Source organism: Enterobacter sp. Taxon_8 (assembly GCF_058354585.1).
The window spans coordinates 3,519,378-3,539,700 of the sequence record NZ_CM177989.1 but is presented as its reverse complement, the minus strand read 5'-3'; the positions used below and the strand labels follow the sequence as shown (position 1 = coordinate 3,539,700).

The window sequence follows — 20,323 nt, the reverse complement described above, 5'->3', positions numbered from 1 at the left end:
TAATAATGAGGGAATTTGAATGAGCTTTTTTATTTCTGATGCGGTAGCGGCAACAGGTGCTCCAGCGCAGGGCAGCCCGATGTCTCTGATTCTGATGCTAGTTGTGTTCGGTCTGATCTTCTACTTCATGATCCTGCGTCCACAGCAGAAGCGCACCAAAGAGCACAAAAACCTGATGAACTCCATTGCGAAAGGCGATGAAGTGCTGACTAACGGTGGTCTGGTCGGTCGCGTAACCAAAGTGGCTGAAAACGGCTACATTGCTATCGCCCTGAACGACACCACTGAAGTGGTCATCAAACGTGACTTCGTAGCTGCCGTTCTGCCGAAAGGCACCATGAAGGCGCTGTAATCCCAACTTTTCCCAAAGGGAACTGCCGTGTTAAACCGTTATCCTTTGTGGAAGTACATCATGCTGGTCGTCGTGATTCTCGTCGGCCTGCTGTACGCGCTTCCCAACCTGTATGGTGAGGATCCGGCTGTTCAAATCACTGGCGCGCGCGGTGTCGCCGCCAGTGAGCAAACGCTGATCCAGGTCCAGAAAACGTTACAAGAAGAAAAAATTACCGCTAAGTCTGTGGCTCTGGAAGAGGGCGCAATTCTTGCTCGCTTCGACACCACCGACACGCAGCTCCGCGCTCGCGAAGCGCTGATGGGCGTGCTGGGTGACAAATACGTCGTGGCGCTTAACCTTGCCCCTGCAACCCCGCGTTGGCTGGCTGCGATGAAAGCAGAGCCAATGAAACTCGGTCTTGACCTGCGTGGCGGCGTTCACTTTCTGATGGAAGTGGATATGGATACCGCGCTCGGCAAGCTGCAGGAACAGAATATCGACAGCCTGCGCAGCGATCTGCGTGATAAAGGCATCGCTTACACCACCGTGCGTAAAGAAGATAACTACGGCATGAGCATCACGTTCCGCGACAGCGCGGCGCGCGATCAGGCTGTAGATTATCTGACTCAACGTCACCGTGACCTGGTGATCTCCTCGCAGGGCAGCAACCAGCTGCGTGCGGTGATGACCGATGCGCGCCTGAAAGAAGCGCGTGAATATGCCGTTCAGCAGAACATCAACATTCTGCGTAACCGTGTAAACCAACTGGGTGTGGCCGAGCCGCTGGTACAGCGTCAGGGTGCTGACCGTATCGTGGTTGAACTGCCGGGTATTCAGGACACCGCGCGTGCGAAAGAGATTCTGGGTGCGACCGCAACCCTGGAATTCCGTCTGGTGAATACCAACGTTGACCAGTCTGCTGCCGCTTCTGGCCGTATTCCGGGTGACTCCGAAGTGAAACAGACCCGCGAAGGTCAGCCGGTTGTGCTGTACAAACGCGTGATTCTGACCGGTGATCACATCACCGACTCCACGTCGAGCCAGGACGAATACAACCAGCCGCAGGTTAACATCTCGCTCGATAGCGCGGGTGGTAACATCATGTCTAACTTCACCAAGGACAACATCGGTAAACCGATGGCAACCCTGTTCGTGGAGTACAAAGACAGCGGTAAGAAAGATGCAAACGGTCGTGCTGTGCTGGTGAAAGAGGAAGAGGTGATTAACATCGCCAATATCCAGTCTCGTCTGGGTAACAGCTTCCGTATCACCGGCATCAACAACCCGAACGAAGCGCGTCAGCTCTCCCTGCTGCTGCGTGCCGGTGCGCTGATTGCGCCAATTCAGATTGTTGAAGAACGTACCATTGGTCCAACTCTGGGTATGCAAAACATCCAGCAGGGCCTGGAAGCGTGTCTGGCCGGTCTGGTGGTCTCTATTCTGTTCATGATCTTCTTCTATAAGAAGTTTGGTCTGATTGCGACCTCTGCGCTGATTGCGAACCTGGTGCTGATTATCGGCATCATGTCCCTGCTGCCGGGGGCGACTCTGACCATGCCGGGTATTGCGGGTATCGTTCTGACCCTTGCGGTGGCGGTCGACGCCAACGTACTGATTAACGAACGTATCAAAGAAGAGTTGAGCAACGGTCGTTCTGTTCAGCAGGCGATTGACGAAGGTTATAAAGGCGCGTTCAGCTCTATCTTCGATGCGAACGTAACAACACTGATCAAGGTTCTTATCCTGTATGCAGTGGGTACCGGCGCTATCAAAGGCTTTGCGATTACAACCGGTATCGGTGTCGCAACGTCAATGTTTACCGCTATTGTCGGCACCCGTGCCATCGTGAACCTGCTGTACGGCGGCAAGCGCGTCAAAAAGCTGTCTATCTGAGGAGTGCGTTGTGGCACAGGAATATACTGTTGAACAATTGAACCACGGCCGTAAAGTCTGGGACTTTATGCGCTGGGACTACTGGGCCTTCGGCATTTCAGGTTTCCTGCTGATTCTGTCCATCGTCATTATGGGCGTGAAAGGCTTTAACTGGGGGCTCGATTTTACCGGTGGTACGGTAATTGAGATCTCCCTGGAAAAACCGGTCGATATGGACCAGATGCGCGAATCGCTGCAGAAAGCGGGCTTTGAAGAGCCGCTGCTGCAGAACTTCGGCAGCAGCCGCGACATCATGGTACGTATGCCGCCGGTGCACGATGCCAACGGCAGCCAGGAGCTGGGCAGTAAGGTTGTTAGCGTGATTAACGAAACAACCAGCCAGAACGCGGCGGTTAAGCGTATTGAGTTCGTCGGCCCAAGCGTAGGTGCTGACCTGGCGCAGACCGGTGCGATGGCGCTGCTGGTGGCGCTGATCTCCATCCTGGTGTACGTCGGTTTCCGCTTTGAGTGGCGACTGGCGGCCGGTGTGGTTATCGCCCTGGCGCACGACGTGGTGATCACCATGGGCATACTGTCGCTGTTCCACATTGAGATTGACCTGACGATCGTGGCATCACTGATGTCCGTTATCGGTTACTCGCTGAACGACAGTATCGTGGTATCTGACCGTATTCGTGAAAACTTCCGTAAGATCCGTCGCGGTACGCCGTACGAAATCTTTAACGTGTCGTTGACCCAGACGCTGCACCGTACCTTGATCACCTCCGGTACTACCCTGATGGTGATCCTGATGCTGTTCCTCTTCGGTGGTCCGGTACTGGAAGGCTTCTCGCTGACCATGCTGATTGGTGTCACCATCGGTACGGCGTCGTCTATCTACGTTGCGTCCGCCCTGGCACTGAAACTCGGCATGAAGCGCGAGCACCTGCTCCAGCAGAAAGTCGAGAAAGAAGGGGCGGATCAGCCGTCCATTCTGCCGTAAGGCGACGTTTAGCGCGTTATCGAAATCCCGGTCGGTTGACCGGGATTTTTTTTATCTGCTCCTGACAAACACTCCTGACAGTATGCTGTCAGGAGCCCTGTCGTAGACTCCTTCTGAACCCAAACAACAGGCAGGAGGATGTATGAAAAGCGTCATTAACTGGTTTGAAATTCCGGTCTCGGATATGGATCGCGCCATCAAATTTTATGAGCCCGTGATGCAGCTTGCGCTGCGTCGCGAGAAAATGGACTGTGCGGAGCTGGCCGTTTTCCCGCATGAGGATCCGGGTACCGGAGGCGCACTGGCAAAATTTGACGGCGTTACACCGTCTTTGCAGGGCGCTATTATTTACCTGCATACTGCTAATCTGGCGGCCACGCTCGATCGCATCGCTTCTGCGGGCGGCGAGTGCGTGTTTGGCCCGCTGGAACTGCCGCATGGCATTGGCACTATCGCCTTGTTTACCGACAGCGAGGGCAACCGCGTCGGGCTCCATCAACCTGCCTGAGAGCGGACAAAGTTATGACCCGACGCGCTGACCGTTTGTTTCAGATTGTGCAGATCCTGCGGGGCAGGCGTCTGACAACGGCAGCGCATCTCGCGGACCGGCTTGGCGTGTCCGAGCGCACGGTATATCGCGATATCCGCGACCTGTCGCTTTCCGGCGTGCCGGTGGAAGGTGAGGCGGGAAGTGGATATCGGCTGATGTCGGGCTTTGACCTGCCGCCGCTGATGCTGACAAATAAGGAGTCCGAGGCGCTGATCGTCGCGATTCGCCTGCTCAAAACCTGGGGTGGGGAATCGCTGTCGCGCGAGCTGGAGTCGGCTCAGGAGAAGGTGCTGGCGATTCTGCCCGAGGAGAGCCGCCGAAAGGCGGAGCAGACGCGGATCTACGCCCCGGACTTTTGCATGCAAAGCCACTCCCGCAGCGATTTTGACATGATTCATCAGGCGATTTCCGCCCAGCGCGTGCTGGCGCTGCATTACCGTGATGAAGCCGGACAGCTGTCTAAACGTGAGGTTCAGCCGCTGGGGCTATTCTTCTGGGGAGAGCGCTGGCTGCTGGCTGCGTGGTGTGAACGGCGCGATGACTATCGCTGTTTCCGGCTCGACCGATGCCTCAATATTGTGGCTACGGAGAGGCGTTTTAGCGAGAGCGCGGACAGGTCTCTGGCGGATTTTTTGCGGAAGGTGAAGCAGTAAAAGGCCGGGTGGCGGCTACGCCTTACCCGGCCTACATTTGGGTCGTAGGCCCGGTAAGCGTAGCGCCACCGGGCGAAACCCACACTGATTAGAAGTTGTAACCTACAACCAGGTAACCACCCCAACCGGTAGAACGGACGTTTTCTTTCATCCAATTCAGGTCGGCGTCGTCGTTCCACTGGCCGCCGTTGTGCCAGTAACGCGCCACTACAGAGTAGTGCCAGTGATCGTAGTTCAGCGCCAGGATGTGGCTGGAGGCGATGGAGTCGTTAGTACGCTGTTTAATACCGTTCTCTGCGTAACCGCTCTTATCTCCCAGTTCTGAACCCCAGTCGAAGTTGGTGAAGCCGATGTAGCTCAGGTTACCGCCCCACAGCTGAGTGATTGGTACAAAGTATTTCACTTTGAAACGGTAGCCATCCCACTCATTCTGGTTTTCTGCACCGTAGTTCTGCCACTGGTATTTCGCGTAAACGTTCAGGGACAGGCTCATTGGCAGGCCGGTGTCGATGTCCGTACCCAGACCCATATACCAGGTGCTCTGACGACCTGACTCGTTGCGGCCCATGTCGTAGATATAGTTGTTCGCGAAGTACCACTCTTTGAACGGACCGAAGCTGAGGTCGGTGCCGGTCAGCTTGTCGATGGAGAAGCGTGGTTCGATTTCCATGAACAGAGGGGAGCCATGGTTCCAGATACCTTTAGCCTGAGAGTTACCGCCGAAGAAGACCGGTGCATCCATGTAGCCGTAGAAATCAAACCAGTCTTTCTTGGCGAATGCTTCGTACTCCAGGTAGGTATCGTTGCGGATCTGTGGTCCGAAACGGGTGTGGTAGCTGCCGACTACGTTAACGCTCTGGTGCCACCAGTCGGAGAGGTATTGTGGTTTATCGTTTTCCGCTGCGTTAACAGTGAAAGAGGAAGAAAGTGCCAGCACGGCGCCAGCTGCGAGTAATGTTTTTTTCATAATCATGCCACTGATTGAAATTCCCTTTCGGGAGTGAAAAATGCGCGAATTGCGTTTCTAAATATTTCGTGTTTCTGCGGTGCCTATTATAGGAATCCCTGCTCACAAAAATATGTGTTGTTTCACATATCTCTCACACGCGTAATCGATTGCGTTCACGTTTGCGTACTTTAAACGGGCGGGATTGTAGCGGCAATCATTTATGTTGCCAATCCATACGAAATGTAAATGTTAGCGGAGTGACATTGCGCTCCGCTAAAAAGGAGGGGATTAGTGCGCGGCGGGTTGAATGTCGTGAATGCGGATAAAGCCTAACTGTTCCGGCGTAACGCCGCTTAACTGAAGCGGAATATCCACATCGCTTGGTGCTAAAACACTGGCCGGGGCGGTGAAGAGCTGATTCTTCACGTTCACCTCCTGGTAGTTCTCCGTTGTGCCCTGGATCTGCCCCCACTCGACGGTGCCGCTGAAGGCTGGCAGCGGATCGTTGGACTCTCCCTGGATGCGTAATGTTGCGCGAGTACCATCTGCGTTCGCCGCCACATTCACCAGAGACATTTTTAGCGTGCCGATCTGACTATTGAGACGCGCAGGCGTATTCGCGCCCGGCAGCAGATAAACCCCGCTGCTGGATTTGGCATTCAGCGCGTTTTGCTGGGTGATTTTCACCGTTTCTTTGTTCAGCTTGTCCATCGCCGTATTGAGCGTATTGACGCTCTGTTTCAACTGACGGACTTCGGTTTGCTGTGCACAGGCGCTAAGGGTGAAGAGGCTCCCCACCAGCAATATTTTCAGGTAACGTCTTGTCATTGCGTTTATTTCCTTGAAATAACGGATCGCCTTAATGGTAGCCAGCATCATCATGTGAGATATAGATCCTTTGTCTCAAAAAGCTCTTCCTTTGTTGTCAGGCCAGATCAGGGTAAAATGAAAATTAGTTAACCAGATAACAGGGATACCGTATGCATTGCCCATTCTGCTCCGCTGTGGATACCAAAGTCATCGACTCTCGTCTTGTGGGCGAAGGGTCATCCGTACGCCGTCGTCGGCAGTGTCTGGTGTGCAACGAGCGTTTCACGACCTTTGAGGTTGCAGAGCTGGTAATGCCGCGCGTGGTAAAAAGTAACGACGTGCGCGAGCCGTTTAACGAAGAGAAACTGCGCAGCGGGATGCTGAAGGCCCTCGAAAAACGTCCCGTCAGCGCGGACGACGTGGAGATGGCGTTAAACCACATAAAATCTTACCTTCGTGGTTTGGGTGAGCGTGAAGTGCCAAGCAAAATGATCGGCAACCTGGTGATGGAGCAGTTGAAAAAGCTCGATAAGGTCGCCTATATCCGCTTCGCCTCGGTCTACCGCAGCTTCGAAGACATCAAAGAGTTTGGCGAAGAGATCGCCCGCTTACAGGATTAAGCTCATGCAGGATGAGATTTACATGGCGCGAGCCATGAAGCTGGCGCAGCGCGGCCGTTTTACTACCCATCCCAACCCGAACGTCGGGTGCGTTATCGTCAACGATGGCGAGATTGTAGGAGAGGGGTTTCACTATCGGGCGGGCGAACCGCATGCCGAGGTTCATGCGTTGCGCATGGCCGGTGAGAAGGCGCGCGGTGCCACAGCCTACGTCACGCTGGAGCCCTGCAGCCATCACGGGCGTACGCCGCCGTGCTGTGAAGCGTTGATCGCGGCGGGTGTTTCACGCGTGGTCGCATCGATGCAGGACCCAAATCCGCAGGTGGCTGGACGCGGTCTGTATCGCCTGCAGCAGGAAGGCATTGACGTCAGCCATGGTCTGATGATGCAGGATGCGGAAGCGCTTAATGAAGGTTTCCTGAAGCGCATGCGCACGGGGTTCCCGTATATTCAGCTCAAGCTGGGCGCCTCGCTGGACGGCCGTACGGCAATGGCAAACGGTGAAAGCCAGTGGATCACTTCTCCACAGGCAAGGCGCGATGTGCAACGTCTGCGCGCGCAAAGCCATGCTATTCTCACCAGCAGTGAAACCGTTCTGGCTGACGATCCGGCCATGACCGTGCGCTGGGACGAGCTGAATGCCGATACCCAGGACCTGTACCCGCAGGAGAACCTGCGTCAGCCGCTGCGTATTGTCATTGATAGCCAGAACCGCGTGACGCCGGAGCACCGCATCGTGCAGCAGCCGGGGGAAACCTGGATTGCCCGCACCAAAGAAGATACGCGCGAATGGCCGGAAGGCGTGCGCAGCATTCTGGTGCCGGAGCATAACGGCCATCTGGATCTGGTGGTGCTGATGATGCTGCTCGGCAAGCAGCAGGTGAACAGCATCTGGGTAGAGGCGGGGCCAACGCTCGCCGGTGCGCTCTTACAGGCCGGGCTGGTGGATGAACTGCTTGTTTACGTTGCGTCTAAACTGTTAGGCCACGACGCGCGCGGCCTCTTTGTGCTGCCCGGCCTTGAAAAACTGGCCGACGCACCGCAACTCACATTTAGCGAGATTCGTCCGGTAGGTCCGGATGTCTGCCTCCACTTAACGACAGCGTAATTGCTCCTGAAATAGGGAAGCAGTGCGCAAAGTATTATGATAAAATCCGCCCCCCTGCGGGGCCAAATGAACCCGTAAAGGAAGAGTATGAACATTATTGAAGCTGCTGTAGCTACCCCGGACGCTCGCGTCGCCATCACCATTGCGCGTTTCAACAACTTCATCAACGACAGCCTGCTGGAAGGTGCGATTGACGCCCTGAAACGTATCGGTCAGGTTAAAGATGACAACATTACCGTTGTTTGGGTTCCAGGCGCTTACGAACTGCCACTGGCGGCAGGCGCGCTGGCGAAAACCGGTAAATACGACGCGGTGATTGCGCTGGGTACCGTTATTCGTGGCGGCACTGCGCACTTCGAATACGTTGCGGGCGGTGCAAGCAACGGCCTGGCACACGTTGCGCAGGATGCTGAAATTCCTGTCGCATTCGGCGTGCTGACCACCGAAAGTATTGAACAAGCCATCGAACGTGCTGGCACCAAAGCCGGTAACAAAGGTGCAGAAGCTGCACTGACCGCGCTTGAAATGATTAATGTATTGAAAGCCATCAAGGCCTGATTTTTTTGTAAGGGGAATTCCGTGAAACCTGCTGCTCGTCGCCGCGCCCGTGAATGTGCCGTCCAGGCACTTTACTCCTGGCAGTTGTCCCAGAACGACATCGCTGATGTTGAATACCAGTTCCTGTCAGAACAGGACGTGAAAGACGTTGACGTTCTGTACTTCCGTGAACTGCTGTCGGGAGTGGCGACTAATAGCGCGTATCTCGATGGTCTGATGAAGCCATACCTGTCCCGTCTGCTCGAAGAGCTGGGCCAGGTAGAAAAAGCAGTGTTGCGTATTGCGCTGTTTGAGCTGTCTAAACGTGATGATGTGCCGTACAAAGTGGCCATCAACGAAGCGATCGAACTGGCGAAAACCTTCGGCGCTGAAGACAGCCACAAGTTTGTAAACGGCGTACTTGATAAAGCAGCACCTGCGATCCGTCCCCACAAAAAGTGATCCGCAAACCGGAGTCCTGCATTGCCTGACGGGCGGTGCGGCTCCGGTTTTTTCTTTTATTTGCTGAGGCATAACGTATGGCATGCGGCGAATTCTCCCTGATTGCCCGTTATTTCGACCGTGTCAGAACCTCTCGTCTTGATGTTGAAACCGGCATCGGCGATGACTGTGCACTTCTCAATATTCCCGAAAAACAGACGCTGGCCATCAGCACCGACACTCTGGTGTGCGGCCGACATTTCTTACCGGATATCGATCCTGCCGATCTGGCGTATAAGGCGCTGGCGGTTAACGTCAGCGATCTGGCGGCGATGGGGGCCGATCCCGCGTGGTTAACCCTGGCGCTGACGCTGCCAGAGGTAGACGAAGCCTGGCTTGAAGCTTTCAGCGATGCGCTGTTTGAGCAGCTTAACTACTACGATATGCAGCTGATTGGCGGTGATACCACTGCCGGGCCGCTGTCGATGACGCTGGCGATCCACGGCTATGTGCCGCTCGGCCGCGCGCTGAAGCGCTCGGGTGCAAAACCCGGCGACTGGATCTACGTCACCGGTACGCCGGGCGACAGTGCGGCAGGGCTGGCGATTCTCCAGGATCGCTTAACCGTAAAGGATGCCGACGATGCGGCGTATCTGGTGAAACGCCATCTGCGCCCGACGCCGCGTATTCTGCACGGCCAGGCGCTGCGCGAGCGCGCGAGCTCTGCTATCGACCTCTCTGACGGGCTGATCTCAGACCTTGGCCATATTTTAAAGGCCAGCGGCGTCGGTGCGCGCGTTGATCTGGATCTGTTCCCGCTGTCAGAGGAACTGCTTCGTCATGTCGAACCTGAGCAGGCGCTGCGCTGGGCGCTGTCCGGTGGCGAAGATTACGAGCTGTGCTTTACCGTTCCGGAGCTGAACCGTGGAACGCTCGACGTGGCGTTAGCGCATCTTGGTGCGAAATTCACCTGCATAGGTCAGATCATGCCGGAGAGTGAAGGGCTGAAGTTTGTGAAAGACGGTGCGCCGGTTACGCTGGACTGGAAAGGGTACGATCACTTTGCGTGAGTTTGTACGCTTTGTATTGCCGGGTGGCGGCTCCGCCTTACCCGGCCTACAAAAGATGGGGCTTATTTAAACCCCACCACCGGATGCTGCTGATACGGCGTCTCCAGCTCGGCAACCTGTTCGGGCGTCAGCGTGATATCCACCGCGTTTAACAGTTCGTCCAACTGCTCTTCCCGGGACGTGCCGATAATGGGAGCCGCGACGCCGCGCTTGCCCAGCAGCCACGCCAGCGCTACCTGGGCGCGGGTTGCGCCGGTATCATCGGCAATCCCGGCCAGGCGTTCGGCAATCAGTGCATCGCTGGCCTCTGTTCCTTCATAGAGATTTTTTCCCACTTCATCCGAGACCAGACGGGCCGTAGTTTCGCCCCACGGACGGGTCAGGCGGCCGCGCGCCAGCGGGCTCCACGGGATGACCGCCACGCCCTCCTGGTGGCACAGCGGCAGCATCTCGCGCTCTTCTTCGCGGTAGATCAGATTGTAGTGATCCTGCATGGTGACAAAGCGCGCCCAGCCGTGTTGGGCCTGGAGATCCAGCGCCTGGGCAAACTGCGACGCGTGCATAGACGACGCGCCGATGTAGCGTGCTTTACCGGCTTTGACCACGTCGTTGAGCGCCTCAAGCGTCTCCTCGATCGGCGTGTTGTAATCCCAGCGGTGAATTTGCAGCAGGTCGACGTAATCCATGTTCAGGCGTCTGAGGCTGTCATCAATGGAGCGTAGGATCTGCGCGCGAGAAAGGCCCTGCGGCAGGTCACCCACCGGGTAGTAGACCTTGGTGGCAACGACGATGTCATCCCGACGGGCAAAATCGCGCAGGGCGCGGCCGACAATCTCCTCGCTGCTACCGTCGGAGTAGCTGTTGGCGGTGTCAAAGAAGTTAATGCCGCCTTCGATGGCGCGTTTGATAATCGGACGGCTGCTCTCTTCCGGCAGCGTCCAGGCATGGTTTCCCCGATCGGGCTCGCCAAAGGTCATGCAGCCCAGACAAAGTCGGGATACCTTAAGGTCCGTTTTTCCTAATGTTGTGTATTGCACGGTTCCGCTCCTGCTGTTTAAACACCAGGTTTAAGCATAGCAGGAGCGGAAAGGGGAGGGATCAGTCCAGCCAGGCGCGGATTTTAGCTTCGATACCGGCAGCGTCCAGGCCAATCGCCGCGCGGGCTTCGTCCTGGGTACCTTGCGGAATGAAATGATCCGGCAGGCCGAGGTTCAGCACCGGCACGGCTTTACGATTTGCCATCAGTACCTCGTTCACGCCGCTACCCGCACCGCCCATGATGGCGTTTTCTTCCAGCGTCACCAGCACGTCGTGGGCCTCAGCCATACTCAGGATCAGAGATTCGTCGAGCGGCTTCACAAAACGCATATCCACCAGCGTGGCATTCAGCGTTTCAGCCACTTTCGCGGCCTCGGGCATCAACGTGCCGAAGTTCAGGATCGCCACTTTTTCACCGCGACGCTTAACCACTCCTTTACCAAGCGGCAGTTTTTCCAGCGGCTGAAGCTCAACGCCTACGGCATTGCCGCGCGGGTAGCGAACGGCGCTTGGGCCATCCTGATAGTGGTAGCCGGTAAACAGCATCTGACGACATTCGTTCTCGTCGCTTGGCGTCATGACAACCATATCCGGAATGCAGCGCAGGAACGACAGGTCAAACGCGCCCTGGTGCGTCTGGCCGTCTGCACCGACGATGCCGGCACGATCGATAGCAAACAGCACCGGCAGCTTCTGAATCGCCACGTCGTGGATCACCTGATCGTAGGCGCGCTGCAGGAAGGTGGAATAGATAGCGACAACCGGCTTGTAGCCGCCGATCGCCAGGCCCGCTGCAAACGTCACCGCGTGCTGCTCGGCAATGGCCACGTCAAAATACTGGTCCGGGTATTTTCGGGAGAATTCGACCATGCCGGAGCCTTCGCGCATGGCCGGGGTGATCGCCATCAGCTTGTTGTCTTTCGCGGCGGTTTCGCACAGCCAGTCGCCGAAAATTTTGGAATAGCTCGGCATGCCGCCGCTGCTTTTTGGCAGACAGCCGCTGGACGGGTCAAATTTAGGCACCGCGTGGAAGGTGATCGGATCTTTTTCCGCAGGTTCGTAGCCACGCCCTTTTTTGGTCATGATGTGCAGGAATTGCGGGCCTTTCAGGTCGCGCATGTTCTTGAGTGTGATCACCAGACCCAGCACGTCGTGACCGTCAACCGGCCCAATATAGTTAAAGCCCAGTTCTTCAAACAGGGTACCCGGCACGACCATGCCTTTGATGTGCTCTTCGGTACGCTTGAGCAGCTCTTTAATCGGCGGTACGCCGGAGAAGACCTTTTTACCGCCTTCACGCAGCGAGGAGTAAAGCTTGCCGGAGAGCAGCTGCGCCAGATGGTTGTTTAGCGCGCCGACGTTTTCGGAAATCGACATTTCGTTATCGTTGAGGATAACCAGCATGTCCGGCTTGATGTCGCCCGCGTGGTTCATGGCTTCGAAGGCCATACCGGCGGTGATGGCGCCGTCGCCAATCACGCAGACGGTGCGGCGCTGCTTGTTCTCTTTCTCGGCGGCAACGGCAATACCGATGCCCGCCGAAATGGAGGTAGAGGAGTGGCCGACGCTCAGCACGTCGTACTCGCTCTCACCGCGCCACGGGAACGGGTGCAAGCCGCCTTTCTGACGAATTGTGCCAATTTTATCGCGACGTCCGGTCAGAATTTTGTGCGGATAGGCCTGGTGACCCACGTCCCAGATGAGCTGATCGAACGGCGTGTTATAGACGTAGTGCAGCGCCACGGTCAGCTCTACCGTGCCAAGCCCGGAGGCGAAATGGCCGCTGGAGCGGCTTACGCTGTCGAGCAGGTAGCGACGCAGCTCGTCGCACAGCTTCGGCAGGCTCTCTTTCGGCAACAGACGTAACTCCTGGGTGGAGTCAACTAACGCCAGTGTCGGGTATTTGGCAATATCAAAACTCATCAAAGGCTCATCGAGATATATAGTTTATTTATCACGCTGGATTATATAGTCCGCTAGCGCTTCCAGTGCCGAGGTATCCAGCGATTGCGCAGCCAGTTCATTCAGCGACTGGCGGGCATCGTCAATCAGATCCCGGGCTTTACGTTGGGCTTGCTCAAGGCCCAGCAGGGCGGGGTAGGTACTTTTGCCAAGCTGCTGGTCCGCACCCTGACGTTTACCCAATGTTGCAGTATCGCCCACCACATCCAGAATGTCATCCTGAACCTGGAATGCCAGACCGATACTTTCTGCGTATCTGTCCAGAATCGGCAGGGCTTTGCGCCCTTGTTCACCCGCGCTCAGCGCGCCCAGGCGAACGGCGGAACGAATCAGTGCCCCGGTTTTATGGCGATGAATACGCTCCAGCTGTTCCAGATTAACCTGACGTCCTTCCGCTTCAAGATCCAGCGCCTGTCCGCCGCACATGCCGGCCACGCCGCTGGCCATTGCCAGCTCGGAGATCATCGCCAGACGGTCGCGGTCAGCCACTTCCGCCATTGGCGCGTCGCTCAGAATCGAGAACGCCAGCGTTTGCAGGGCATCACCCGCCAGGATGGCATTCGCCTCACCAAACTTGATATGGCAGGTGGGTTTACCCCGACGCAAATCGTCGTCGTCCATGGCCGGGAGATCGTCGTGGATCAGCGAGTAGGCGTGGATGCACTCAACGGCGGCTGCCGGAGCGTCCAGCGTGCTATCGCTGATGCCAAACATATTGCCGGTGGCATACACCAGGAACGGGCGCAGGCGCTTTCCACCCAAGAGTGCGCCATAGTGCATGGCTTCAACCAGTGGAGTGTTCTGAAAAGGCTGTGGCGCAATAAAACGGCGCAGGGCGTCGTTGGCGCGTACGACACGCGCCTGAAGCTCGTTGGCAAAATCCATTTACTCGGCGTCCGGTGTGAAAGGCGTGGTTTTCCCGTCTTCGCTGTCGGAAAGCAGGATCTGCACGCGCTGCTCGGCCTGCTGCAGCTTGACCTGCCCCTGGCGCGCCAGCTGCACGCCACGCTCGAATTCGTTGAGCGCCTCTTCCAGCGGGAGATCGCCGCTCTCAAGACGGGTAACAATTTGCTCCAGTTCACTCAGCGCAGTTTCAAAACTGGCCGGTGCGTCGTTCTTCTTCGGCATAGTGAATTGACTCTTATATTCTTCGCCCCGACATGGTAACGGACTCGGGCGGATAAGCAAATAACGCGCAATGTGCACAGGAGCGGCGCGATGGTGGTATACTTGCGCGCCTGGATGCAGCCACGGGTGTGGGCTGCTGTACTCTTTTCCATTACAAGCCTTAACAGGCTTGCCTAAGAAACATTGCCGCCATGAAGTTTATCATTAAATTGTTCCCTGAAATCACCATCAAAAGCCAATCTGTGCGTTTGCGCTTTATTAAAATTCTCACCGGGAACATTCGTAACGTATTAAAGCACTACGACGAAACCCTCGCCGTGGTGCGCCACTGGGACCACGTTGAGGTCCGTGCGAAAGACGAAAACAAACGTCAGGATATTCGCGACGCGCTGACCCGTATTCCGGGGATCCACCATATCCTGGAAGTGGAAGATGTTCCGTTCAGCGATATGCATGACATCTTCGAGAAAGCGCTGGTCCAGTACCGTGACCAGATCGAAGGCAAAACCTTCTGCGTGCGCGTCAAGCGTCGCGGTAAGCACGAATTCAGCTCCATTGAAGTGGAACGTTATGTCGGCGGCGGTTTAAACCAGCACGTTGAAACGGCGCGCGTACGTCTGACCAACCCGGACGTGACGGTGAACCTGGAGATCGAAAACGATCGCCTGCTGCTGGTGAAAGGGCGCTATGAAGGTATCGGCGGCTTCCCTATCGGCACCCAGGAAGACGTATTATCCCTGATCTCTGGCGGCTTCGACTCCGGCGTCTCCAGCTATATGCTGATGCGTCGCGGCTGCCGTGTGCACTACTGCTTCTTCAACCTGGGCGGCGCGGCGCACGAAATCGGCGTTCGTCAGGTGGCGCATTACCTGTGGAACCGCTTCGGCAGCTCCCACCGCGTGCGTTTCGTGGCAATCAATTTCGAACCTGTGGTCGGCGAAATCCTCGAGAAAGTGGACGACGGTCAGATGGGCGTCATCCTTAAGCGCATGATGGTGCGTGCGGCGTCCAAAGTGGCTGAACGCTACGGCGTGCAGGCGCTGGTCACCGGCGAAGCGCTGGGCCAGGTCTCCAGCCAGACGCTGACCAACCTGCGTCTGATCGACAACGTATCTGATACGCTGATCCTGCGTCCGCTCATCTCCCATGACAAAGAGCACATCATCGATCTGGCGCGCGAAATCGGCACCGAAGATTTTGCCCGCACCATGCCGGAATACTGCGGCGTGATCTCTAAAAGCCCAACGGTGAAAGCGGTGAAGGCGAAGATCGAAGCGGAAGAAGAGAACTTCGATTTCAGCATTCTGGATAAAGTGGTGGAAGAAGCGTCCAACATTGATATCCGCGAGATTGCCCAGCAGACCGAGCAGGAAGTGGTTGAAGTGGAGACCGTGAGCGGTTTCGGCGCGAACGATGCGATTCTGGATATTCGCTCCATTGACGAGCAGGATGACAAGCCGCTGCAGGTGGAAGGCGTCGAAGTGGTTTCTCTGCCGTTCTACAAGCTGAGCACCAAGTTTGGCGATCTCGACCAGAGCAAAACGTATCTGCTGTGGTGTGAGCGTGGAGTGATGAGTCGCCTGCAGGCGCTGTATCTGCGCGAGCAGGGCTTTGCGAATGTGAAGGTGTATCGTCCGTAGTTTCTCGCCCGGTGGCGCTTCGCTTACCGGGCCTACGGTACCGTGCATTTGTAGGCTGGGTAAGGCGTAGCCGCCACCCGGCTTTTTTTATGCACTACTCTTCATAGTAATTATAAATCCCCGCAGGCATCACCAGCGATGATGCCACTTCGTAGGCCTTCTCGCGCCCGACCAGCAGGTCAATAATCTTTAAGCCAAAATCAATCGCAGTGCCAGGCCCCTGGCTGGTCAACAGGTTTACGCGCGGGTCCCAGACGACGCGTTTGTCCACCCAATGTTCTTCCGGGATCGTATCCTTCAGCCCCGGGAAGCCGGTCATATTGCCGACGGGGAAGATATCGTGCGGAACCAGAACCGTTCCCGCGGCGGCGCAGATAGCCGCGACGATACGGCCTGACAGATGGAACTGACGCACGGTCTCGACCAGCAGCGGGCTGTCGCGAAAACATTCCGCGCCTTTTAGGCCGCCGGGCAGCACGATGATGTCGTAATCTCCGTCTGCCACCTGAACAAGCGGCGCGTCTGCCAGGATTTTCACCCCGCGTGAACAGGTGATTGCAAGATTGCCGTCGCTGGCGACGCTGGCGGTGGTGATCTTAATGCCGCCGCGCACCATCAAATCAATGGTGGTGACCGCTTCCATCTCTTCGCTACCAGGGGCGAGGCAGATCAGTGCTGACGCGCTCATATTCACTCTCCTTACGTTTAACCAGGTCATACAGACGGGCGTTTTCCGGCACGGAAATGCCGTGTGCGCGGGCGCGTTTTAGCAGATAGCCGGTAATGTAGTCGACCTCCGTGTGGCGTAATGCCCGAACATCCTGCAGCATTGAGGAGATGTTTTCTGCTGTACTCTCAATGACCTGCTCGACATAGCAGCGCAAATCGTCTGCCGAGGTATGCAGCCCTTCCCGCTCAACGACCGCCGCGACTTCCGCACACAAAATGGCAACGTCCTGCGGATGATTTTTCAGCTCCCCGTTCGGGCAGTTCCACAGCGCCGTCAGCGGATTGATCACGCAGTTTACCGCAAGCTTACGCCACAGCTGAGGGCGGATGTTGTTGTGCCATGCGACGTCCGGCAAGACCTTTTGCAGAACATCGGCAAGATAGCTGTAGTCGCCATCCTGTGGTCTGGCAGGACCCATGTGCGTCACGCCGCTGGCGACATGCACAATGATGTTGCCGTCGCGACGGGCAGCGTGCGTGGTCGTCGCCATCAGCAGGGGCTGCGGGACGCTTTTCAGCTCATCGAGGGTACCCATGCCGTTATGCAGCAGCAGTATGGGCGAAGTGGGGGGGAGCTGCGCGGCCAGTGTCTTTACCGCGTCTGAGACCTGCCAGGCCTTGAGCGTCACCAGTAAAAGGTCGCTTTGCGCCAGGAAATCAGGATCGTTGGCGGTGAGAGATTCGTTAAAGATGCTTCCGTCTTCACCAATCAGGTTTACACTGCAGTAGGGTTGGGGCACTCGCAGCCAGCCCTGAACCTCATGTCCGTGCTTGCACAGCGCGGTCAGCCACAGCTGACCAAGCGCTCCGCATCCGAGCACCGTAATTTTCATTGTTCCTCCTCACCTGCAACTGCGCCAGGTGTTACAGCTTAATTATACAGCTAAGCTTCTGTTGAGTTATGCCTCGTAGCGGGTATTATGCAACGCAACAAAAGTGAAGGGAGAAGAAAAGATGCCATCTTTCGATATTGTTTCCGAAGTTGATATCCAGGAAGTTCGCAACGGCGTTGAGAACGCAACCCGCGAAGTTGAGTCACGTTTCGATTTTCGTGGCGTTGAGGCGTCGTTTGAGCTGAACGATGCAAATAAGACCATTAAGGTGCTGAGCGAGTCTGATTTCCAGGTGAATCAGCTGCTCGATATTCTGCGCGCCAAGCTGTTAAAGCGCGGCATCGAAGGGACGTCTCTCGATGTGCCGGAAGAGTTCGTGCACAGCGGTAAGAACTGGTTTGTAGAAGCCAAGCTGAAGCAGGGTATTGAGAGCGCGGTGCAGAAGAAAATCGTTAAGCTCATCAAAGACAGCAAGCTGAAGGTGCAGGCGCAGATCCAGGGTGAAGAAATTCGCGTGACCGGTAAGTCCCGCGACGATCTCCAGTCCGTAATGGCGCTGGTGCGCGGCGGCGATTTGGGACAACCGTTCCAGTTTAAAAACTTCCGCGATTAATATAAAAAGCCCGGTTAAACCGGGCTTTTTATCACGCCTTGAGCGCCTGCTCGACTTCGAAGCGGTTAGTCATTTTACTGTCTATCTTGACGTAAGCGCTGCGCTCTTCCGGGACAATGAGCACGTCCGTCACGCCCTCTTTTTCTTCCAGACGCTGCTTAAGCGCATCGCTAATTTCCACATCATCCGGGATTTCTATCCGCAGGCTGCTCACGTAGCGCGGCTCTTTCATGGTGCTGGCGACCAGCAGCCAGACTGTCGCTAACAGCGCACCGGCGAGAAACACGGTTTGTGAATCAAACAGGCCGTCCACCCAGCCGCCGAGCGAGCCGCCGATCGCCACGCCGAGAAACTGGCTGGTGGAGTAAATACCCATTGCCGTACCTTTGTAACCGGCGGGCGACTCTTTGCTGATAAGCGACGGCAGCAGCGCTTCCATCAGGTTAAAGGCCAGGAAGAACAGCTGCACGCCGGCAATCAGCTCCCAGAAGTGCGGACCGGCACCCCAGAGCACGATTTCGGCAATCAGCAGGACCGCCACGCAGCCCACGAAGACGCGCTTCATTTTGCGCTTCACTTCGGCGTAGATGATGAACGGCACGACGGAGACAAACGAAATCAGCATCGTGACCAGATAGATTTTCCAGTGCTCAGCCGCCGGGAAACCCGCTGCCGCAAGCTGGCCGGGCAGGGCGACAAAGGTCGACATCAGCAGGATGTGCAGACACATAATGCCAAAGTTCAGCTTCAGAAGGCGCGGCTCGACAATCACTTTGCTGAAGCAGCCTTTTACCATCCCGGATTCACGGTTGAGGACGTGGTTTTTGCTGTCCGGCACGACCCACAGGGTTAACGCAATACCAATGGTTGCCAGCACGGCAATCATCCAGAACAGGGCGTGCAGACCCAACGTGTGCGTAATGATGGGGCCAAGCACCATCGCAATCGCAAACGTTACGCCAAAGCTCACGCCGATGAACGCCATTGCTTTGGTGCGGTTTTGCTCGCGGGTTAAGTCGGACAGCAGTGCCATCACCGCGGCGGCAATCGCGCCGGAGCCCTGCAGGGCGCGGCCAAGAATAATCCCCCAGATGGAGTGGGAGAGGGCGGCAATCACGCTTCCGAGCACAAAGACCAGCAGCCCGCCGACGATCAGCGGCTTTCTGCCCACCCGGTCAGAGAGCAGGCCAAAAGGGATCTGGAAAACCGCCTGCGCCAGGCCGTAGATGCCGATCGCGAGTCCAATCAGCGCCTCGCTGGCCCCCTGCAGCGCCATACCGTACGTGGTCAGAACAGGCAGGACCATAAACATGCCAAGCATCCGTAGCGAGAAGACAGTCCCTAAGCCCCAGGTCGCGCGTAGCTCGCCTGGCGTCATTTTATAATCGTTCATTACCACCTCAGTTCAAAAGCAGGCCATAGTGTAGTGCGGGGAAGGGGCGGGGTAAATAAAGGGTTATTTAACAAATATTACATGCGTTATTAGTAGATTCAGCGAATAAAAAAGGGTGCCGAAGCACCCCCTTTATTGACCTGTTTTGGCTTACCAGACGTAAGTCAGCAGGTTATGTGAATCCGGCACCATAAAGTCTACGGACATCATCACGGAAAGCGAGGTGATGGCCACAATCGAGAACACAAACAGTTTGCGCGCCCAGACTTTGTCATCTTCCACTTTGTAACCGCGCAGCGCCATACCGAGCCACCAGACGCTCACCGCAGCCGCTACCGCCAGATATTTGTATCCGGCGTAACCACCCAGAGAGAGCATCAGCGTTGCCACGGCAAAGGCGATGATGTACAGCGTGATGTGGTTCTTGGCAACCGAAATGCCCTTCACGACCGGCAGAACCGGGATGTTCGCTGCCTGATAATCCTTAAAGCGGAAAATCGCGATGGCATAGGAGTGCGGCATCTGCCACAGGCTAAAGATAGCCAGCAGGATCAGCGCACCGCTGTCGAACTCGTTCGTGACCGCACAGTAGCCAATCACCGGCGGCGCAGCGCCGGAGAGAGAACCAATCAGCGTGCCGTAGACGGAGTGGCGCTTCATATACAGGCTGTAGACGCCCACATACACCACGAACCCCATCACCCCCAGCCAGCAGGCCAGTGGGTTAGCACCAAACCACAGCAGCATAAAGCCAGCAATACCCAGCAAGGTGGCGTACACCAGCGAGACGGAAGGGGCGATCAGGCCTTTCACCAGCACCCGATTTTTGGTCCTTTCCATCTTCTTGTCGATATCCATGTCGATGTAGTTGTTAAATACACAACCGGACGCAACAACCAGTGACACACCGACCAGCGTGTAGATAAAGAGGGTGTAATCAATGCTGCCCTTAGAGGCCAGCAGGAACCCTCCGATCACGGAGATCAGGTTGCCAAAGATGATGCCTGGTTTCGTTACTTGCAGGTATTGCTTAAACATAC

The 20,323-nt window shown here is 56.3% G+C and carries 22 protein-coding genes; 12 read left to right on the top strand and 10 right to left on the bottom strand.

Annotated elements, in window-relative coordinates; translation table 11 throughout:
* The first annotated feature begins 19 nt into the window (after positions 1-19).
* From yajC to AC4IBF_RS16875, 5 genes are all read left to right on the top strand, one after another.
* Complete coding sequence (yajC, locus tag AC4IBF_RS16895) at positions 20-352, top strand: preprotein translocase subunit YajC (protein WP_003859109.1); 333 nt, start codon at positions 20-22, stop codon at positions 350-352.
* 27 nt (positions 353-379) lie between these two features.
* A complete protein-coding gene (gene secD / locus AC4IBF_RS16890; protein ID WP_071957349.1) occupies positions 380-2,227 on the top strand; it encodes a protein translocase subunit SecD in 1,848 nt (615 codons plus the stop codon).
* 10 nt (positions 2,228-2,237) lie between these two features.
* Positions 2,238-3,209: a protein translocase subunit SecF gene (secF, locus tag AC4IBF_RS16885; protein WP_008503342.1), complete on the top strand. Its 972-nt coding sequence runs from the start codon at positions 2,238-2,240 to the stop codon at positions 3,207-3,209.
* Positions 3,210-3,351: 142 nt separating this feature from the next.
* Positions 3,352-3,717: a VOC family protein gene (locus AC4IBF_RS16880; protein WP_136195256.1), complete on the top strand. Its 366-nt coding sequence runs from the start codon at positions 3,352-3,354 to the stop codon at positions 3,715-3,717.
* 14 nt (positions 3,718-3,731) lie between these two features.
* Entirely contained in the window at positions 3,732-4,412 is a 681-nt protein-coding gene (locus tag AC4IBF_RS16875) for a helix-turn-helix transcriptional regulator (protein ID WP_111963426.1), read from the top strand.
* Positions 4,413-4,500: 88 nt separating this feature from the next.
* Here AC4IBF_RS16875 and AC4IBF_RS16870 read toward each other — a convergent pair whose 3' ends face one another.
* Both AC4IBF_RS16870 and AC4IBF_RS16865 read right to left on the bottom strand, forming a co-directional pair.
* On the bottom strand, positions 4,501-5,379 hold the full coding sequence (locus AC4IBF_RS16870; RefSeq protein WP_223581432.1) for a nucleoside-specific channel-forming protein Tsx: 879 nt from the start codon (positions 5,377-5,379) through the stop codon (positions 4,501-4,503).
* Positions 5,380-5,649: 270 nt separating this feature from the next.
* Entirely contained in the window at positions 5,650-6,189 is a 540-nt protein-coding gene (locus tag AC4IBF_RS16865; protein WP_111963494.1) for a SadB/YajI family lipoprotein, read from the bottom strand.
* Positions 6,190-6,341: 152 nt separating this feature from the next.
* On the opposite strand from AC4IBF_RS16865, the gene nrdR reads away from it, so the two are divergent.
* From nrdR to thiL, 5 genes are all read left to right on the top strand, one after another.
* Positions 6,342-6,791: a transcriptional regulator NrdR gene (nrdR, locus tag AC4IBF_RS16860; protein WP_008503337.1), complete on the top strand. Its 450-nt coding sequence runs from the start codon at positions 6,342-6,344 to the stop codon at positions 6,789-6,791.
* Between the two features lie 4 nt (positions 6,792-6,795).
* Positions 6,796-7,899, top strand: a complete 1,104-nt coding sequence (gene ribD, locus AC4IBF_RS16855) for a bifunctional diaminohydroxyphosphoribosylaminopyrimidine deaminase/5-amino-6-(5-phosphoribosylamino)uracil reductase RibD (protein ID WP_325849559.1) — start codon at positions 6,796-6,798, stop codon at positions 7,897-7,899.
* An 87-nt stretch (positions 7,900-7,986) separates the two neighbouring features.
* Positions 7,987-8,457, top strand: a complete 471-nt coding sequence (gene ribH / locus AC4IBF_RS16850) for a 6,7-dimethyl-8-ribityllumazine synthase (protein ID WP_006176874.1) — start codon at positions 7,987-7,989, stop codon at positions 8,455-8,457.
* A gap of 21 nt (positions 8,458-8,478) precedes the next feature.
* Positions 8,479-8,898, top strand: a complete 420-nt coding sequence (nusB, locus tag AC4IBF_RS16845) for a transcription antitermination factor NusB (protein ID WP_006809908.1) — start codon at positions 8,479-8,481, stop codon at positions 8,896-8,898.
* A 77-nt stretch (positions 8,899-8,975) separates the two neighbouring features.
* Complete coding sequence (gene thiL / locus AC4IBF_RS16840; protein WP_063453537.1) at positions 8,976-9,947, top strand: thiamine-phosphate kinase; 972 nt, start codon at positions 8,976-8,978, stop codon at positions 9,945-9,947.
* Between the two features lie 62 nt (positions 9,948-10,009).
* Here the strand turns inward: thiL and AC4IBF_RS16835 are convergent, their stop codons facing one another.
* From AC4IBF_RS16835 to xseB, 4 genes are all read right to left on the bottom strand, one after another.
* Positions 10,010-10,984 carry an aldo/keto reductase gene (locus AC4IBF_RS16835; RefSeq protein WP_023343484.1) on the bottom strand — a complete coding sequence of 325 codons (975 nt, stop codon included), beginning with the start codon at positions 10,982-10,984 and terminating at the stop codon, positions 10,010-10,012.
* Between the two features lie 61 nt (positions 10,985-11,045).
* The gene (gene dxs / locus AC4IBF_RS16830; protein ID WP_491462975.1) at positions 11,046-12,908 is read right to left on the bottom strand and encodes a 1-deoxy-D-xylulose-5-phosphate synthase; all 1,863 of its coding nucleotides are present in this window, start codon (positions 12,906-12,908) and stop codon (positions 11,046-11,048) included.
* Between the two features lie 24 nt (positions 12,909-12,932).
* On the bottom strand, positions 12,933-13,832 hold the full coding sequence (gene ispA / locus AC4IBF_RS16825; RefSeq protein ID WP_133293879.1) for a (2E,6E)-farnesyl diphosphate synthase: 900 nt from the start codon (positions 13,830-13,832) through the stop codon (positions 12,933-12,935).
* Positions 13,833-14,075, bottom strand: a complete 243-nt coding sequence (gene xseB / locus AC4IBF_RS16820; protein ID WP_133293880.1) for an exodeoxyribonuclease VII small subunit — start codon at positions 14,073-14,075, stop codon at positions 13,833-13,835.
* Between the two features lie 191 nt (positions 14,076-14,266).
* Here xseB and thiI point away from each other — a divergent pair, with 191 nt between their 5' ends.
* Positions 14,267-15,715 (top strand): tRNA uracil 4-sulfurtransferase ThiI, encoded by a 1,449-nt coding sequence (gene thiI / locus AC4IBF_RS16815; protein ID WP_111963420.1) that lies wholly within the window; start codon positions 14,267-14,269, stop codon positions 15,713-15,715.
* 94 nt (positions 15,716-15,809) lie between these two features.
* Here thiI and yajL read toward each other — a convergent pair whose 3' ends face one another.
* On the bottom strand, positions 15,810-16,403 hold the full coding sequence (gene yajL, locus AC4IBF_RS16810; protein ID WP_133293882.1) for a protein deglycase YajL: 594 nt from the start codon (positions 16,401-16,403) through the stop codon (positions 15,810-15,812).
* Positions 16,366-17,277 carry a 2-dehydropantoate 2-reductase gene (gene panE / locus AC4IBF_RS16805; protein WP_133293883.1) on the bottom strand — a complete coding sequence of 304 codons (912 nt, stop codon included), beginning with the start codon at positions 17,275-17,277 and terminating at the stop codon, positions 16,366-16,368. Before panE ends, yajL begins: the two co-directional genes overlap by 38 nt.
* Before the next feature lie 121 nt (positions 17,278-17,398).
* Between panE and AC4IBF_RS16800 the strand changes: the two genes are divergently transcribed.
* Positions 17,399-17,890, top strand: coding sequence for a YajQ family cyclic di-GMP-binding protein (locus AC4IBF_RS16800; RefSeq protein WP_023334701.1), 492 nt, complete (start codon positions 17,399-17,401; stop codon positions 17,888-17,890).
* Positions 17,891-17,921: 31 nt separating this feature from the next.
* On the opposite strand, the gene AC4IBF_RS16795 is transcribed toward AC4IBF_RS16800, so the two are convergent.
* Positions 17,922-19,283 carry an MFS transporter gene (locus tag AC4IBF_RS16795; protein WP_115874347.1) on the bottom strand — a complete coding sequence of 454 codons (1,362 nt, stop codon included), beginning with the start codon at positions 19,281-19,283 and terminating at the stop codon, positions 17,922-17,924.
* A gap of 150 nt (positions 19,284-19,433) precedes the next feature.
* Positions 19,434-20,321, bottom strand: a complete 888-nt coding sequence (cyoE, locus tag AC4IBF_RS16790) for a heme o synthase (protein WP_013095848.1) — start codon at positions 20,319-20,321, stop codon at positions 19,434-19,436.
* Between the last annotated feature and the right edge of the window lie 2 nt (positions 20,322-20,323).